General features: G+C 43.6%; 14 protein-coding genes. 6 read left to right on the top strand and 8 right to left on the bottom strand.

The features are described from left to right. Window positions 1–91 precede the first annotated feature (91 nt). Both JK628_RS19650 and yjgA read right to left on the bottom strand, forming a co-directional pair. Window positions 92–2,695, bottom strand: coding sequence for an Ig-like domain-containing protein (locus JK628_RS19650; protein WP_202286604.1), 2,604 nt, complete (start codon window positions 2,693–2,695; stop codon window positions 92–94). Window positions 2,696–2,844: 149 nt separating this feature from the next. Then, window positions 2,845–3,387, bottom strand: a complete 543-nt coding sequence (yjgA, locus tag JK628_RS19645; RefSeq protein WP_202286603.1) for a ribosome biogenesis factor YjgA — start codon at window positions 3,385–3,387, stop codon at window positions 2,845–2,847. Between the two features lie 171 nt (window positions 3,388–3,558). Here yjgA and pmbA point away from each other — a divergent pair, with 171 nt between their 5' ends. Continuing rightward, on the top strand, window positions 3,559–4,899 hold the full coding sequence (pmbA, locus tag JK628_RS19640) for a metalloprotease PmbA (protein ID WP_202286602.1): 1,341 nt from the start codon (window positions 3,559–3,561) through the stop codon (window positions 4,897–4,899). 49 nt (window positions 4,900–4,948) lie between these two features. On the opposite strand, the gene JK628_RS19635 is transcribed toward pmbA, so the two are convergent. Beyond that, window positions 4,949–6,196: an alpha/beta fold hydrolase gene (locus JK628_RS19635; protein ID WP_202286601.1), complete on the bottom strand. Its 1,248-nt coding sequence runs from the start codon at window positions 6,194–6,196 to the stop codon at window positions 4,949–4,951. Between the two features lie 215 nt (window positions 6,197–6,411). On the opposite strand from JK628_RS19635, the gene JK628_RS19630 reads away from it, so the two are divergent. From JK628_RS19630 to JK628_RS19610, 5 genes are all read left to right on the top strand, one after another. After that, window positions 6,412–6,756 (top strand): metalloregulator ArsR/SmtB family transcription factor, encoded by a 345-nt coding sequence (locus JK628_RS19630; protein ID WP_202286600.1) that lies wholly within the window; start codon window positions 6,412–6,414, stop codon window positions 6,754–6,756. 33 nt (window positions 6,757–6,789) lie between these two features. Then, complete coding sequence (gene arsB, locus JK628_RS19625) at window positions 6,790–7,827, top strand: ACR3 family arsenite efflux transporter (RefSeq protein WP_202286599.1); 1,038 nt, start codon at window positions 6,790–6,792, stop codon at window positions 7,825–7,827. 54 nt (window positions 7,828–7,881) lie between these two features. Further along, complete coding sequence (locus JK628_RS19620; RefSeq protein ID WP_202286598.1) at window positions 7,882–8,904, top strand: ArsJ-associated glyceraldehyde-3-phosphate dehydrogenase; 1,023 nt, start codon at window positions 7,882–7,884, stop codon at window positions 8,902–8,904. 412 nt (window positions 8,905–9,316) lie between these two features. Continuing rightward, the gene (gene arsJ, locus JK628_RS19615) at window positions 9,317–10,543 is read left to right on the top strand and encodes an organoarsenical effux MFS transporter ArsJ (RefSeq protein WP_202286597.1); all 1,227 of its coding nucleotides are present in this window, start codon (window positions 9,317–9,319) and stop codon (window positions 10,541–10,543) included. Between the two features lie 238 nt (window positions 10,544–10,781). Then, window positions 10,782–12,152, top strand: a complete 1,371-nt coding sequence (locus tag JK628_RS19610) for an alanine/glycine:cation symporter family protein (RefSeq protein WP_202286596.1) — start codon at window positions 10,782–10,784, stop codon at window positions 12,150–12,152. Between the two features lie 80 nt (window positions 12,153–12,232). Here JK628_RS19610 and JK628_RS19605 read toward each other — a convergent pair whose 3' ends face one another. The 5 genes from JK628_RS19605 to JK628_RS19585 all read right to left on the bottom strand — a co-directional run bounded on the left by JK628_RS19605 (window position 12,233) and on the right by JK628_RS19585 (window position 15,400). Next, window positions 12,233–12,412: a PA3496 family putative envelope integrity protein gene (locus JK628_RS19605; protein WP_202286595.1), complete on the bottom strand. Its 180-nt coding sequence runs from the start codon at window positions 12,410–12,412 to the stop codon at window positions 12,233–12,235. 366 nt (window positions 12,413–12,778) lie between these two features. Next, window positions 12,779–13,474 (bottom strand): TorF family putative porin, encoded by a 696-nt coding sequence (locus tag JK628_RS19600; RefSeq protein WP_202286594.1) that lies wholly within the window; start codon window positions 13,472–13,474, stop codon window positions 12,779–12,781. Between the two features lie 249 nt (window positions 13,475–13,723). Continuing rightward, window positions 13,724–13,996, bottom strand: a complete 273-nt coding sequence (locus tag JK628_RS19595) for an HU family DNA-binding protein (protein ID WP_020910742.1) — start codon at window positions 13,994–13,996, stop codon at window positions 13,724–13,726. A 136-nt stretch (window positions 13,997–14,132) separates the two neighbouring features. After that, window positions 14,133–14,930: a response regulator gene (locus tag JK628_RS19590; RefSeq protein WP_202286593.1), complete on the bottom strand. Its 798-nt coding sequence runs from the start codon at window positions 14,928–14,930 to the stop codon at window positions 14,133–14,135. An 83-nt stretch (window positions 14,931–15,013) separates the two neighbouring features. Next, on the bottom strand, window positions 15,014–15,400 hold the full coding sequence (locus JK628_RS19585; RefSeq protein WP_202286592.1) for a hypothetical protein: 387 nt from the start codon (window positions 15,398–15,400) through the stop codon (window positions 15,014–15,016). Window positions 15,401–15,524 lie beyond the last annotated feature (124 nt).

Here is a 15,524-nt window from a genome sequence, read left to right as displayed (position 1 = left end):
ACTACTCGCTGACAGGAAATAAACATTAAAAAGCCCGTGTTCATTAATTTGAATACGGGCTTTTAGCTACTTTTCTAACTGTATAACCTTCTTAAGGCTGAGCTGTTGCTGCTTCTAGATCTACAGTAAATGATATCCCTGATTTAACCGCTTTTGGCGTTTCAACTTTAAGTGACACTAAGCTGGTTTGCGCTGGCTCGTCAGGGTTGGTGGGATCAATGTCATTGGTCAACACAAAGCTAGTGCTGCTGCCACCGTGGCTGTTACGATTTTGCACTTCGTAAGGGTCGGCGTCTAACTCACCTTTGCTTGCGGTAGTGGTTAAGTTAGTAGCAGCTGGCATAATCTGATTAGCACTATCAAAGAAGCGTACATGGAAAACAGATGATGCACCTGCAGGTATTGCTTCTAATTCAGCTAATTCACTACCAGTAATATCGCTGTAGAAAGGCTTATCGTTATCGGCTTGATGAACTTCAAAATAGGCTGTTGAGCCAGACATAGTCATGATCAATGCTTTACGGATATAGGTTTTATTGGCTTGTTCCGTACCACAAAGTGAATCATCTGCGGAAGATTGGCACTGTGGCCCATTAAATATACCATCAGCATATTGGTAGCTGCTATTTGATGCGGTATTAAAGTAACTCTCACCTGGGGTATGGCTGTTTGATTCATCATCATCTCTAAAAGCATCGCCTAAATCGATAAACCCGCCTGCATGATATGTATCAATATCCATGCCGTTGCCGGAACAAAATGTGCTGTTGCCATCACTATCTAAACAAGCATCATCGATGGCACCGCCATCATCAAGAGTGGTAGTAATTTCATTTCCATTTTCATCTTCGGTAACCATTTGGTATTGATTATCGAATACATTATTACCATTGGTATCGAAAAAGGTTTCATGACCTAAGGCATAGGCAAGCACGGTAATGCGGTGATCCGGTACGCGTGGGTCTGCAGAGGTCCATTCTACGCTGCAAGTCCCGTTTACCGTGACACAACTTGGCTGGATTTGACCACCTTCAGAGGTGAAGTTAATGGCGGTGTCGTCAGGAGCAGGGTTGCCAAAGCTGTCTGATGCGTAAGCGGTAATAGAGACCTTTTCACCATTATGGCTGCCTGCTTCAGGGTTGAATAGGCTGCTAGATAAGCTAAAACCTAACTGCTGTGGTAAACCTGTGTTAATGGTTAGCTGCTCAGACTGGCTAGTAACAGAGCCGTCATCAGATGTCGCTGTCGCTAAAACACGTACAGGTGTCGGTATTGTACCTGACAATACTGTTGCGCTGACTAAGCCGGCAGAGTTAGTCATGTTTGACATGGTAACTTTGTCTTCAGGAAATCTAATTCCGCCAACCGTAGTATCCAGTGAAAAATCAACTTTTTGCTGTGCGACAGGCTGGCCATTGGCGTCAGCAAGCTTAAAAGTGATTAGCGATGACTCACTTGAACCTGTGCCGCCTGCGCCTTTAATACGTATTGATGCAGGCTCTGCAGAGACAAAACTTAAGTTAGCGAGTGTCTGGCTTGCAAGGGTAAAGTCGAGTGTTGCAGTAAGTATTTGGTTGCCGGCTGTAATCGTTGCGATGATTTGGTCATCGCGTTCGCTATTGCCGCTACAATTGGTGTTCTGGTATGTGGTGCTTGCTGTCCCCGATAGTGTGGTGACGGGTGAGTCAATACTGGCATTGTTACTCTGAACACAGCTTGAACTGAAGTTAACACTGGTTGGTGTTTGTAGGCGAGTATAACTTCCGTCATCATTTTTGGTCGCTAAATCAGCAGTGATCCCAAATGTGCCACCGGCGCTAACAGTATAGTTGCCATTATCTAGTGGAAGAGTGGTTGCAAGTGAGTTTTCCTTAAACGTATCACCTTCAAAATAGCCAATGACAATAATCCCATCATCACTGACAGCATCCTTAGCTAACACTTCGTATAGCCCTGAGCTTTGGTATGTCTTGCCATCGTCTTCAAGTGTGACTGACATATTGGCTGCGCCAAGCTCATCCTCAGTTGGGGTATAACTTACTTCAGCAATACCATTCTCTTTAGTTAATGCAGAGTTTGGGTTTAGACTGGCACTACCCGCGGTAAAGGTCGCCATTTTACCGGCGATCCCTTGGCCTTGTTCATCTAAAAACAGCGCTTGTAACTGCACCGTTTCTTCAGCCTTAAATTGCGTAACAACGGCAGTACCATTAATTATCGCGCTATTTAGCGTAAATGTCGGCTCTGATGGTGCAGTGGCTTGAGTGAATTCATAGTTACGACTAGCATCGGCTGCAGCTTCGCCTTCAGCAAAGCTAGCTGCTAACGTGCCAGCATTTTCAGTAGCGGCAGAATTGCTAATGATTACTTCGGCTAAGCCGTTAGCATCGGTTAGCTTATTTGGTGCTGATATTTCACCAAAAGAAGCAGCAAATGAGATGAGTTTTCCACTTCTAGTACTGCTATCTTGTTTTAACTGAGCGACTGCACAAAAAGAGTCAGTAGTATCAAAACTTTGGGCATCGGTCGCTTCGGCGCAAACACCGTTCTCAACGGTTTTAAAGCTTAATGCGAGGCTGTAACTGCCTCCAGTGTCCGGATCTTCATTATCACCTGAAGCGCCATTACAGCCGCTTAATACGGATAAACATAAAAGAGTGAAGGGGATGGCGGCCAGCTTTTTGGTGAGGCGCATTCGCAAATTCCTTGTGCAACTATGATAGTACTGTTTGAGGGGGCTGACTAATTTGGTCAAAACTATACTACTAGTACTTAGCATTAACCAAAAAAATAGCTCGCTGAATAAACTACTTATTCAGAGAGCTAATGTCTAGATTGTAACGATTATTCTGTGATTTCGTTACGTATATACTTACTAAACTCTTTTGCTGTTTTTGATAAACTAATATCAGCATTTTTAGTAAGCTCTTTTTTTGTCTGACGGACAAATTGACGTAACTTTTGTCTCTCTAGCGCTGGGTGTTTCTCTATCAACGCCTGAATCGCCGTGTCACCTTCGCTGAGTAATTGATCTCGCGTTTTATCGGCAACATTACTCTTAGCACTTTCATTGCTATTTTGGTTCAATACATTTTTCATCGCGAGCTGTAGCGCTTCAATATCAACGTAGCGCATCAACTTGCCAATATATTGTAAATGACGACGATAAGCTTCAGTATTGATCTTAATCGTCTTCGCTTTTAACACGTTGTCATAAACAATTTCATCAAGATTGAGTCTTTCAATCTGTGTTTTACTGAGCAAAACCAGTTTGTTACCAAGTTCTTGATAGATGGCGATTCCGCGTTTAGCATCGGCTCTACTTTCGTAGTCATCATCTTTGTCATAGGGCTGGTGGAAATGTTCTGAGTCACCGACAATCTTCATATCTAAAATCTCTTACAAATACTAAGTTAATAATAACATTTATAAGGCCAGTTGACCTGCCATATTTTATCTAGGCTAATTGAGAGCATACTAAAAGGTAAACTTATTTAATGTGATTGGTTTTTGGGTTTGTTATGCTTATGTCATTACTGATTATTGAAGAGTAGATTTGTGTCCTCACCTAGCATTGATATCGAATTAGATTCCCTCCAAGACGCCGTCTCAATGGCACTGGAATACGCAAAAACCTTAGGCACTTCAGGTGCTGAAGTTGCTATTAGTAAGCAGCAAGGTCTATCTGTTTCAACTCGTATGAAAGAGGTTGAGACAGTTGAGTTTAATAAAGATGGCGCACTGGGGATCACACTCTTTAGAGAGGGTTGCAAGGGTAGCTCTTCGACTTCAGATCTCAGTCCTGCAGCCATTAAGCAAGCGGTAAAAGCGGCCGATGACATTGCCCGTTTTACTTCAGCTGATCCCTATAATGGCTTAGCGGATAAATCACTGATGGCAACAGAGTTTACAGAACTCGATCTTTACCATCCGCAAGACATTTCACCGGAAGAGCTAAGCCGTATTGCGGTATTGGCCGAAGAGGCCGCGCTCGACACTGATAAGCGGGTACAAACATCGGACGGTGCCAGTGCTAATGCTCATTCAAGTGTGAAGGTATATGGTAACAGTCATGGCTTTTTGCATGGATATTGCAGTTCTCGATATAGCCTAAGTTGTGTTGCTATTGGTGAAACTGATGGCGGTATGCAGCGTGACTATGACTACACGATAGCGCGAAAATACAGTGAGTTGCTAGCACCTGAGTTAGTTGGGGCTTCAGCGGCCAAAAAAACCGCAGAACGTTTAGGTGGTCGAAAAATTGCGACTACTCAATTACCGATTTTATTCTCTCCTGAGATAGCGACCGGATTGATGGGGCACTTGGTGGGTGCGATTAGTGGCGGCAGCATTTATCGTAAGTCTAGCTTCTTGTTAGATGCTATCGATACTCAGGTTTTTCCGGATTGGTTTAGTATTGATGAGCAACCGCAATTGGTCGGTGCATTAGCCAGTTCCGCTTATGACAGCGAAGGCGTCGCGACTCAAGATCGTAAGATTATTGATAATGGTCGATTGGCTACTTATCTACTGACCAGTTACTCAGCGAGAAAGTTAGGCCTGAAAAATACCGGCCATGCGGGTGGGATCTATAACTGGACGTTGTCATCAACTGGGCAAACGTTTGATGAACTCGTCAAAGAGATGGGTACCGGCTTGATTGTTACCGAGGTGATGGGACAAGGCGTTAATAGCGTTACGGGCGACTACTCACGAGGCGCTGCTGGTTTCTATGTTGAAAATGGCGTTATCTTATATCCAGTTGAAGAGATCACCATTGCTGGCAACCTAAAAGATATGTATAGCAATATTGTTGCGGTGGCGAAAGACAGAGATCTACGCTCGTCGATCCGTACTGGTGGGATCTTGATGGACAAAATGAAGATAGCGGGTAGTTAATTTTTCTGTTTAAATTTAGTCAGTTAAAGGCTTCCATTGGAAGCCTTTTTTATTTAACTGCATGTAACTGTTCGCTGTGTTGCCAAAAAAGATGCAGAGAACTGGCAAGCTTGTCATTACTGAGTATGCTGAGATGATCTTCGTGTAATCCATATATTTGAATGGCGCGCTTTTGTGCCTTCTCTGTTAACTGGCTTGCTAGGCTTATTACGCCATCGCTGCTCTCTTGATTGATAAGACCACTCATTTTATAGCCAAATATCAGCAGGTGCGGTGGCGGGTTAACCTCAGTGTTAGAAAACAGTTTGCCAATAAAATGGCTGCTAGGAGCGAGATCTCGCCAAGCTGGCATAACGACAGGAGAGTAATCGACACCATTTTGAGCCGAACTAACTCCGCCAAATGGGCTTGATATCGAGGTGAAACTGGCAATATCATCGCATCCGAGCTGATTGCGACAAAGATCTAAATAGGCTTGTGTGACTAAGCCGCCCATACTATGGGCAACTAAGTGAATTGTTTCAATGTCATAACGATAGTCGATGATTTTAATCAGACTATTTACGCCATTTGCTAATAACTCCAGCGGTAAGCCACTAGGGTAATTCATCACCCAAACTTGATATTTCTGTCTATCTACTTTAGCAATTAGCGGGGAAAAATCTCGTGCAGTGCCATTCATTCCATGAATAAAAATGATGGGTATTTTGTTTTTATCAAACTCATCGATAAAAAATATGCCGCTGTTGCCCTCTAGCAAATGAGTGACGGGTTTCCACATGCCGAGTTTCGCGGTTGCTCTGTCAAATTTCGATTCACTTAAAGAGGCGTTCTCGCCTATTTTAGCGGGACTAATTTTTACATTAACTAAGTTGAAAAGCGGCTTATCGACAAGTGCTGTTGGATAGTCGTGCTGGGAGTGACTAAGAGTTAGATCTATTTTCGCGCCATTGGTTTTTTTACTTAAAACCGAGATGGAGTAAGCTTCGCCCACTTGAAAACGTAGATCATTATTAACATCGTTAAAAGTAAATAAGTATTGGCTTAACGAATCTGTCGTGACTGTGACTTGCTGATTACCAATAACGACCTCATAGCCATCGATGGAGTCAGCATCCAGTTGTTGTAGTAATATAAACACAAAAGACTGTACTTGGTGTTGGGATTCAATATTGACCTGATATTCGACATACGTATTGTTGAGCATATCGACCTCTTGCGCCAGATCTCGAAAGTTAGCACAACTACTCACCAAGAGGATTAATATTGTTACAAGGGTAACTTTTAGTATTGCCATTACTTGTTCATTCCTTAGAACCCAATACGCGAAGAGCTGTACCCATAACTTAGCAGTTAACGCGATCTTTGTTCAAATTTCCCCCCAACTCTATAAAATAAGTCATCGTCACTTGAATATATGAAAAAACATATATACTATTTGCCGTATATTCTTTGTGTGACGAAAACAGTGCTTAAACTAGTTTTCGAAACACTGTTTGCAAAGAGCACACTATGACACCTTTAGCCTTTTTTAAAGCACTCGCCGACGATACAAGACTGCGTAGTTTATTACTGATCCAATCGGAATCAGAGTTGTGCGTTTGTGAGCTGATGACAGCGCTCGATGAGATCCAGCCTAAAATATCTCGCCATTTAGCGCAGTTGCGAAAACTGGGCTTGTTAGTTGATCGACGTCAGGGGCAGTGGGTGTTTTATCGTATAAATCCAGAGCTACCGCTATGGGCAAATGATATTTTGCAAACGCTAGCCTCGCAACAACCTCAATTAATAGAGACGAACTTAGCCATGCTGCTACAAATGGGTGAACGCCCTGAAAGAGTATTAAGCTGCTGTTAATTCGATAATGACTATAGCGAAAAGGTTTAGATTATGGGTATTTTTGAGCGTTATTTAAGTGTGTGGGTAGGTCTCGCTATTGTTATTGGAGTGCTTCTGGGCAATGTAATGCCTAGTGGTTTTGCATTGATTGCAGGGCTCGAGTACGCCCATGTTAATTTGGTGATTGCCATTTTAATCTGGGTGATGATCTACCCTATGATGGTACAAATCGATTTTTCAGCGGTAAAAAATGTCGGTAAGAGCCCCAAGGGGCTGCTGTTAACGTTAGTGATTAATTGGCTGGTTAAACCTTTTACGATGGCAGCGCTGGCTTGGCTGTTCTTTAAAGTTTTCTTTGTTAATTTAGTGGTTCCACAAACGGCAACTGAATATATCGCCGGTATGATTTTGCTCGGTGTTGCCCCTTGTACAGCAATGGTATTTGTCTGGAGCCAGCTAACCAAAGGTGATCCCAATTACACGCTAGTACAGGTGTCTGTAAATGATCTGATTATGGTGGTCGCTTTTGCGCCCATCACTGCACTGCTGCTAGGCGTGAGTGATATTCAAGTCCCTTGGGCGACATTGCTGTCATCAGTTGGGCTTTATGTGGTATTGCCGTTAGTTGCGGGAGTGATTACACGTCATTTTTTACAGAAGAGGAGTGACGATAGCCAATTAAATGTATTTGTAGCCAAGCTTAAACCTTGGTCTATGCTTGGCTTACTGGCTACCGTGGTTCTACTGTTTGGCTTTCAAGCCGAAACCATTATGAGTCAGCCGCAAGATATTTTTCTGATTGCTATCCCGCTACTGATCCAAACTTATGGGATCTTTTTTATCGCTTTTTACGCGGCAAAGAAGATGAAGTTAAGCCACAAAATAGCGGCACCTGCTTGTATGATTGCAACTTCTAACTTTTTCGAGTTGGCCGTCGCGGTAGCTATCTCATTGTTTGGTCTACATTCTGGAGCTGCGCTTGCCACTGTGGTGGGAGTGCTGGTGGAGGTGCCGGTGATGTTATCGCTAGTGGCAATATTCAATCGCAGTCGACATCTGTTTGTTGCAGACGAAGCTTCTGCAGTTTAGTAGGGCTTAAACAGTCTATTTGGGTTTTATTATTTTTAAGGTTGAGAAACGACTATGACAATCAAAATCGGAATTAATGGTTTCGGCAGAATGGGGCGCTTGGCATTAAGGGCGGCTTGGCATAACAAGGATGTAGAATTTGTGCAGATTAATGATCCAGCGGGTGATGCCGCAACATTAGCACACTTACTCACATTTGATTCGATACATGGTCGTTGGAGCGAAGAGGCTGTAGCCGAAGGTGATGACATCATTGTTGGTCAGCGTCGTATCACTACCAGCCGCAATAAAACCATCGCCGCGACCGACTGGTCAGGTTGTGATGTAGTGATTGAGGCGTCTGGGGTGATGAAAACCAAAGCCTTGCTGCAAGCCTATCTTGTTCAAGGCGTTAAAAGAGTGGTTGTTACCGCACCGGTCAAAGAAGATGGTGTGCTTAACGTGGTCATGGGGGTCAATCAGGATCTCTACAATAAAGATATCCATCCTATCGTAACGGCGGCATCTTGCACCACTAACTGTTTAGCGCCCGTGGTCAAAGTTATCCATGAAAAAATTGGTATTAAACATGGTTCAATGACCACCATACATGACATTACTAACACCCAAACCATTCTCGATGCGCCTCATAAAGACTTACGACGTGCTCGCGCTTGTGGTTTAAGCATGATCCCGACCACCACCGGCAGTGCTACTGCTATTACCCATATTTTTCCAGAGCTTAAAGGCAAGCTTAATGGCCATGCTGTACGTATTCCGCTTGCTAACGCTTCACTAACAGATTGTGTGTTTGAGCTAGCTCGTGAGACAACTGAAATTGAAGTTAATGCGCTACTAAAAGAGGCTGCAGCAGGAGAACTGAAAGATATCCTAGGCTTTGAAGAGCGTCCATTAGTCTCTGTTGATTACAAAACCGATCCGCGCTCGAGCATCATCGATGCGCTATCGACGATGGTGGTGAATGGCACGCAAGTGAAGTTGTATGTGTGGTATGACAATGAATGGGGCTACGCCAACCGCACTGCCGAACTAGCGATTATGGTGGGGCAGTTGGATAAGGTCGGGAAAGCAGGATAAAGCATGGGAAAGCCGGGAGAGCAGGATAAAGCCGGGAGAGCGGGGGAAAGCCGGGAGAGCGGGGGAAAGCCGGAAGAGCCGAGAAGGCAAAGACGGTAAAAGAAAAAACTGCCTGAGAGTATTCGTCAGTAATTGCTGGTGACGGGGCAAGTTATTTGAGGGGGCTTTACCTTGGTCTCCTTGTAACTATTTTGGTTCAGCATCTTGGTTCGCAACTATATATATGATTTTGATAAAATTTAGGTTGATGAAACGAGTTAACAAAATACCGTGCTTTGCCAGAGAGTATTCGTCAGTATCTGCTGGTGACGGGGCAGTTATTTGAGGGGGACTTTACCTTAGTCTCATGTAGCTCTAGCAGCTCATCACTTTGGTTAGATTCTTATTAGTGTATAAATAGGGTGGGTTAACAGTGTTAGCAAAATACCGTGCTTTGCCTGAGAGTATTCGTCAGTATCTGCTGGTGACGGGGAACTACTGGGCATTTACCCTAACTGACGGCGCATTGCGTATGTTGGTGGTGCTGCATTTTTATGATTTAGGTTACACCCCGCTAGCGATTGCCATGTTGTTTCTGTTCTATGAGATATTCGGGGTGATGACTAATCTTGTTGGCGGCTGGTTAGGCGCTAGGCTGGGTCTAAACCGCACCATGAACATCGGCTTAGGGTTGCAGATAGTCGCGCTGTCGATGCTATTGCTGCCGAGCGCTATGTTAACGGTGCCTTGGGTTATGGCTGCGCAGGCGCTTTCTGGGATAGCAAAAGATCTCAACAAGATGAGCGCAAAAAGTGCGATTAAAACCTTAGTACCGAAAGATGCTGAAGACAAATTATACCGTTGGGTTGCGATGCTTACCGGTTCGAAGAATGCACTTAAAGGTGCAGGGTTCTTTTTAGGCGGGCTGTTGTTAACGCTTGTGGGCTTTACTGGTGCCGTCGCCATAATGGCAGCACTGCTGTTTATTGTTTGGTTATGCAGTGTATTGAACTTGAAAGCGGACTTAGGTAGAGCAAAATCTAAACCTAAGTTTACCGAGATATTTTCCAAAAGTAGCCGGGTTAATATTCTCTCTGCAGCACGCTTATTTTTATTTGCCGCAAGAGATGTTTGGTTTGTGATAGCTCTGCCAGTGTTTTTGGCCAGTCAATTAGGTTGGGATCATAGCAGTGTTGGTTCCTTTTTAGCGCTATGGGTTATCGGTTATGGTGTGGTTCAGTCTGCTGCGCCACTATTGACTCGAGGTCGCAGTGAAAAGACGCCCGATGGTGCGACTGCAACGCGATGGGCTGGTCTGTTAACGCTGGTGACTGCCATATTAACCGCGGTGATGTTTACTGGTTGGATTGAACCGCAGTTGGCATTACTCACAGGGTTGATGCTGTTTGGCGCTGTGTTTGCTATCAACTCATCGCTACACAGCTATCTTATCGTTAGTTACGCCGGTGATGACGGTGTATCGCTCGATATTGGCTTTTACTATATGGCTAATGCGATGGGTCGGCTGGTCGGGACACTTCTGTCTGGGTGGGTGTATCAAGTTGCCGGGCTTGGCGCGTGTTTAGCGGTTTCAACGTTATTCTTGCTGTTGACCTATTTAACCTCATTTAAGTTACCCAGGGTAAACTCCACTTTATAACGTTTAATAGCGCCTTTGGGCGCTATTATCATTTTCTTCAACTGCCTTTCTTTGTTGCAGCCTTTTCAAAGGTTAACATTTCGTTGTACTCTGTTTGCGCAGATGCGTATTGTTTGAACTAGCGCAACTGATTAGGACCTTTTGACCTTGCTCTCGTTGGGGAAGATCAAAAAGCCCTAAATACAAAAAATAGAACGATAAAAAATAACTATAAATAATCTGTATCGACGAGGTTTGAATGGAAGCTATTACTGAATTTATTGGCAGGATTAACGGTGTAGTGTGGGGGACTCCTATGCTGGTCTTGATCCTAGGGGTAGGGTTATTCCTCACTATTGGTCTGCGTTTTATGCCAATTTTAAAGCTGGGTACCGGTTTTAAATTATTATGGTCAGGTCGTATTCCTGACAAAGACAAGAAAATGAAAGGTGAGATTAGTCCGTTTAATGCGCTAATGACCTCACTCTCAGCAACGATTGGTACCGGTAATATTGCTGGCGTTGCTACTGCCATTTTTATTGGTGGCCCCGGTGCCCTTTTTTGGATGTGGTGTACGGCATTAGTCGGCATGGCAACCAAATTCGCAGAAGCAGTGCTAGCGGTTAAATATCGTGAAGTTGATGACAATGGTAACCACGTCGGTGGCCCAATGTATTACATCAAGAACGGCCTTAGCTCTAAGTGGGCTTGGTTAGGCACTGCATTTGCGTTGTTTGGTGCACTGGCTGGGTTTGGTATTGGTAACACCGTACAGGCTAACTCAGTCGCTGATGCGTTAAGCAGTAACTTTGGCGTACCAACCTGGGTTACTGGTCTCGTGTTGATGGTGTTAGTCGGCGCAGTATTGATGGGCGGCATTAAGCGTATCGCTGATGTTGCCGGTAAACTCGTGCCTATTATGACTATTTTCTATTTAGGTGCTGGCATCGCAGTACTGGTGGTTCATGCTGCTGAAATACCTGCAGCACTCGAACTGATTATCCACAGTGCCTTTAACCCGGTAGCCGCTCAAGGCGGTTTTGCCGGTGCAGCTGTTTGGGCGGCTATTCGCTTTGGTGTGGCACGCGGTGTGTTTTCTAACGAAGCTGGTCTAGGTAGTGCGCCAATTGCTCACGCTGCAGCGCAAACAAATAACCCTGTCGCTCAAGGGTTAGTGGCGATGTTAGGGACATTCATTGATACTTTAATCGTTTGTACGATTACCGGTTTAGCGATTATTGTTTCCGGCGCTTGGACGTCAGGCGAAAATGGTGCCGCACTGACCTCTTTTGCCTTCTCTCAAGCGCTCCCATTAGGCAATTATGTGGTGGCAATAGCATTGAGTGTATTTGCATTCACCACCATATTAGGTTGGAGCTTTTACTGTGAAAAATGTGTGCAGTTCTTGTTTGGTGTGAAGGCAATTAAGCCGTTTAGAATTCTTTGGACAATCGTAGTGCCGTTAGGCGCGGTAAGTTCATTAGAGTTTATTTGGCTGCTCGCGGATACATTGAATGCGATGATGGCAATACCTAACTTAATCGCCTTGGCATTACTCAGTCCCGTGGTATTTGCATTGACGAAAGAGTACTTCCTTAAGAAGCGTGAAACAGAAGCTGCTGAGCAGTAAGCTTTTTATATGATTTTTGGTGATGTGACTAAGCTCCTGGATTTAATTCAGGAGCTTTTTTTACGCTTATACCAAGGGTATTAAGCCCAAAACTCATCTTCGCCTATTGCTCTGTTGAGCTGGGTTCTTTCTAAATAAGCCTCTAAGCGTTTCTTTACATCTTTCTTATGCGCTAAATCATCAGCAGCCTTTTTGTTTTTTGGCGCCGTAAATGATTCCACCTCTGCATCGTTGGGCACAAAATCTAATATCTGAGCCATCACGAATTCCTCTTAATTGGGTATCTATTTTCCTGTCTTTTCATCGTTGTCGAATAAAGAAAATATTATTGATACCGCTAGGTTAATAACAGATTTTATCGTGCTCACATTGACAGTAGATACAGCCACATTAGTGAGCGCTTAAGAAGGAATTTAGCAGGAGGTTAGACAAAAATATGCGATCTATGTAACAAAATTACAGTTTTAAAAAAATAAGTGAATAGAACACTATTTTACAAGCTGTTTACTGAAATATAGTAACAATGAGAAAAGCTGTTTAGCGTCGACAAAGATTTCATTAAGGCCGCTGTTATTACTCGCAGTTGAGCTGGAAATCGCAACGGTCCCTAATGAAAGAGTGCACCTTTACAAGTCGAAACTATAGCTATAACCGACAAGTACTTTCGCGTCATCATTCTCTAAGTCAGTATCGCTAACCATAAAAGAGACGGTTCCAAAATCTGTATCTTTACTCAGTGCAATCGAATAGTCAGCGTAGTTATCAGTACTGTACCAAGCCGTTACGACATCACCGGTCGAGTAACCGTAATGCGCAGCAATTGAGAGGGTGTCTGAGATAGGGTAAGTCAAAGTTGTTTGCAGGTAGCCCATCTCTTTTTCATCTAATGTGGAGTCACCTGTAACGTCTCCGCCTGCATTAACTACGTGTGCGTAGCTAACTTCAATCCACTTCCAACTCACCGCAGCTGTCACTTCACCAAAATCGATACTGTCGTCAGCATCGGGATAGGCAAAATAAAGATAGCTAATGTCATAGCCAAGCTCTTCTCCTATGCTGCCAGCAAAGCCGGCATAAAAGTCAATCTCGTAGCTGGTCTCGTTACCAAAATCGACATTTGATGCCCATGTGCCAGCGTAAAAGCCTGAGTCGTGGCTATAATCAATGCCGCCTTGCACGGCGACGGCATCATCGGTTTGAGTAATGCCACGCCATAAGTAGTTAGATGTAGCACCTATATTGGCTTCTACTGCGGCATTTGCCGATAAACTCATTAGCGCAGTGGCTGTAATTACAGTGGTATTGATAAGTAGCTTGTTCATTCTCTTCCCCTCTAAAGATTTTTTTGTTATCACAGAAGATATAGCAAAGAGCAAGCCACAATTTTTCACGTTATAAAACAGCTGTTTATTTATTGTTGGGATGATTTGTTAATTGAAATTGATTCAATTTAGGGCGGGTGGCACTGGATTAGTGCAACGTTAAATGACAGGGCTGCAGTGTAAGCTAATGGGTAGGTATAAAAAAACCTCCTATAGAAGGAGGTTTCATATAAATCACAGGAGCTGTGATTAGTTAACGCTATCTTTAAGCGTTTTACCCGCTTTAAACTTAGGTACAGTAGCCGCAGGGATCTGGATCTCTTTACCAGTCTGTGGGTTACGACCTGTGCGAGCAGCACGCTCTGATGTTTCAAAAGAGCCAAAACCAACAATAGAGATTTTCTCTCCATTCTTCATCGCTTCTGCAACAGTTTCTTCAAAAGATTTTAATGCACGTGCGGCTTCAGCTTTCGTTAGTTCCGCAGATTCAGCCATTTTTGCAACAAGTTCAGTCTTATTCATTTGAATCGTCTCTTCTTTCCGTAGATTTATTGTTAGTAGCGTTATGTAACATGCCACAAGCTTTTGCATTTGAAAAGCGCTTTAAGCCTATGAAATGGCCTTTAAAGTCAAAAACAGGAAGGATTTCTCAATTTTTCTACTCTTCGAGCAGTTGATAGAGAATTTGTTTGACAACTTGAGGCTCAAAAGGCTTATCACAAAGTGCGTTCACGCCCGCCTGTGAAACGTTACTAAGGTGGGTATCGTTAGCTTCTGATGAGACCATTAGAATAGGAATATGAGATTGATCACTATCGTTACGAATAAATTGCGTTAATGCTAAGCCATCAACACTGGGCATATTGTAATCCGTGATGACTAGATCAAACATCTGCTGCTGCATTATTTCAATGGCTTCTTGGCCATCATGAGCTTCGGTTATCATGCGTAAGCCAAGATTAGTAATCGTACGTTTGATGATGTTCCTTGCCATCTTGCTGTCGTCGACCACAAGTACTCGTAGATTCTGCACATCGAAGTGGGTGAGATCCAGCTCATCATGACTTAATAGGTCGATAGTGGCGTTTAGCGCTTTTCCTAGGTGACTTGAAGTAAACGGCTTGGGTAGTATGGCGACAACGCCTGACTGACGATAGCTTTCTAACTGTTCACGGCGACACTCGCTAGAGACCAACATAAACTGAATATCACTAAACTGCGGCGATAATTTTAGTTTTTTTAGTAGATCGAGGGCGGTACCATCTTCAAAATGCATCGCACTGGCAATCAGATCTGGCTGGTGGCGTTTAATAATACTTAGTGCCTGCTCAAGACTCGTGGCCGTCTGGATCTGTTTTATGCCCTCTTGAGCTAATCGGTTAGCAATGATTTTACGCTGGGTATCCGATGGCTCAACCAGCAGAATAGAGAGTTCGCTAGGGTGTAAGTCGCTCATAAATAGCTTTACCAATTGTTATTATTTTTTATATGGTTGATTTGCGTCATTATAATACGCTGTTACTTTTCTGCTATTGAAACTTATTCTTCTTGTTTTAAGTAATGTTTTGTTTTTTGGCTGAAGGCGACCCAGTATTGGAAGCTCATGGCAATGAATGCCGCGATAACAATGGAACTTATAGGAATATTGCGCCCCTGGAAAACAACCTTCACATCTTCAGGCGTAATTTGATAAGCAATAACAGCAGCAGTCGCTAGTGCTAATAGCGCCACGGTCTGAATTGTGAGATATATCTTTAATAGCACGCCAGCCCAGAAGCGACGTCGCATAAGCCCATACAGTACTGGAAACACGCCTAGGGTGAACAGGTCGAATGATTGTGTAGTCGCGGTGCGCCATAACGCAGCAAAGGCCAGTAAAAAATAGAAAAACATTAAAATAGCCAGTATTGGGTGGGGTTTCTTCATTAAATACCTAAAATAAGTCATAACGCTCAAGTGTTGTGCGATGAGTGTAAAAAATTCAATGGGCAGAGTCCACTTAATCGAACGCGAAATTGTGAACTTAGTTTTATCGCTGCGCTTGACTATT

The organism is Shewanella sp. KX20019 (genome assembly GCF_016757755.1).
Lineage (GTDB): Bacteria > Pseudomonadota > Gammaproteobacteria > Enterobacterales > Shewanellaceae > Shewanella.
The sequence above is the reverse complement of the archived record's forward strand: the minus strand, read 5'-3'. Positions and strand labels throughout refer to the sequence as shown.

Bases quoted from the DNA above. Each gene is read 5' to 3' on its own strand.
- JK628_RS19650 (WP_202286604.1), bottom strand. From the start codon at position 2,695: ATGCGCCTCACCAAAAAGCTGGCCGCCATCCCCTTCACTCTTTTATGT.
- JK628_RS19635 (WP_202286601.1), bottom strand. From the start codon at position 6,196: ATGGCAATACTAAAAGTTACCCTTGTAACAATATTAATCCTCTTGGTG.
- JK628_RS19610 (WP_202286596.1), top strand. From the start codon at position 10,782: ATGGAAGCTATTACTGAATTTATTGGCAGGATTAACGGTGTAGTGTGG.
- JK628_RS19590 (WP_202286593.1), bottom strand. From the start codon at position 14,930: ATGAGCGACTTACACCCTAGCGAACTCTCTATTCTGCTGGTTGAGCCA.
- JK628_RS19595 (WP_020910742.1), bottom strand. From the start codon at position 13,996: ATGAATAAGACTGAACTTGTTGCAAAAATGGCTGAATCTGCGGAACTA.
- JK628_RS19620 (WP_202286598.1), top strand. From the start codon at position 7,882: ATGACAATCAAAATCGGAATTAATGGTTTCGGCAGAATGGGGCGCTTG.
- yjgA (WP_202286603.1), bottom strand. From the start codon at position 3,387: ATGAAGATTGTCGGTGACTCAGAACATTTCCACCAGCCCTATGACAAA.
- JK628_RS19630 (WP_202286600.1), top strand. From the start codon at position 6,412: ATGACACCTTTAGCCTTTTTTAAAGCACTCGCCGACGATACAAGACTG.
- JK628_RS19585 (WP_202286592.1), bottom strand. From the start codon at position 15,400: ATGAAGAAACCCCACCCAATACTGGCTATTTTAATGTTTTTCTATTTT.
- arsB (WP_202286599.1), top strand. From the start codon at position 6,790: ATGGGTATTTTTGAGCGTTATTTAAGTGTGTGGGTAGGTCTCGCTATT.
- JK628_RS19600 (WP_202286594.1), bottom strand. From the start codon at position 13,474: ATGAACAAGCTACTTATCAATACCACTGTAATTACAGCCACTGCGCTA.
- JK628_RS19605 (WP_202286595.1), bottom strand. From the start codon at position 12,412: ATGGCTCAGATATTAGATTTTGTGCCCAACGATGCAGAGGTGGAATCA.